The sequence below is a fragment of the Tatumella sp. UCD-D_suzukii genome, assembly GCF_000611875.2.
Taxonomy (GTDB): Bacteria; Pseudomonadota; Gammaproteobacteria; order Enterobacterales; family Enterobacteriaceae; genus Tatumella; species Tatumella ptyseos.
The window spans coordinates 1-638 of sequence record NZ_JFJX01000055.1 but is presented as its reverse complement, the minus strand read 5'-3'; the positions used below and the strand labels follow the sequence as shown (position 1 = coordinate 638).

The following is a 638-nucleotide window of genomic DNA, read 5'->3' as shown; positions in this document are numbered from 1 at the left end:
CATTATATTAGGTTGGCAACTAAGTCATTGCGTTTTTTATTGCCAAATTAAATGTTAAAAAATTGTATACAAAAATTAATGTCATGAAATAAAATATTGACCATTGTTTTCAATGACTTTTTGCCATTTATCGGGAAGTACCATAATCCCTCCTTCATAAAATGTTGGATCCTTATCAGCAAAAAACTTATTAAGGTGCGATTTTACATCGCTTTCGTTGCTGAAGTTTTTTCCGCTAAGAGAATGCTGCATAGACCGGAACAAATGAAAATCAGATGGAGCTAGATCTGGACTATATGGTGGATGAGGTAGTACATCCCAACCAAGCTCCATAAGTTTTTTTCGGGTAACAAAAGATGTATGAGGTCTTGCATTGTCGTGTTGAAAGACAACACCTTTTCTATTGGCTAATTCTGGACGCTTCTCCTTAATAGCTTCGTTTAGTTTGATCAATTGGTCAACGTAAACGTTCGAATTTACGGTCTGATTACTTGGCAAAAGTTCATAATATATTACACCTTTGTAATCCCACCAGACAGAAAGCATAATTTTATTTGATGAATTTCAGCTTTTGATGTCATTTGGGGGGGTTCATTCTTTGCCGACCATGATCTTTTTCGGCTAACGTTGTTGTAGAC

Annotated in this window: 1 protein-coding gene; it reads right to left on the bottom strand. The window is 35.6% G+C overall.

Annotated elements, in window-relative coordinates:
- Nucleotides 1-81: 81 nt before the first annotated feature.
- Nucleotides 82-546 (bottom strand): IS630 family transposase, encoded by a 465-nt coding sequence (locus tag CG67_RS12265; protein ID WP_025903236.1) that lies wholly within the window; start codon nucleotides 544-546, stop codon nucleotides 82-84.
- Nucleotides 547-638: the final 92 nt, after the last annotated feature.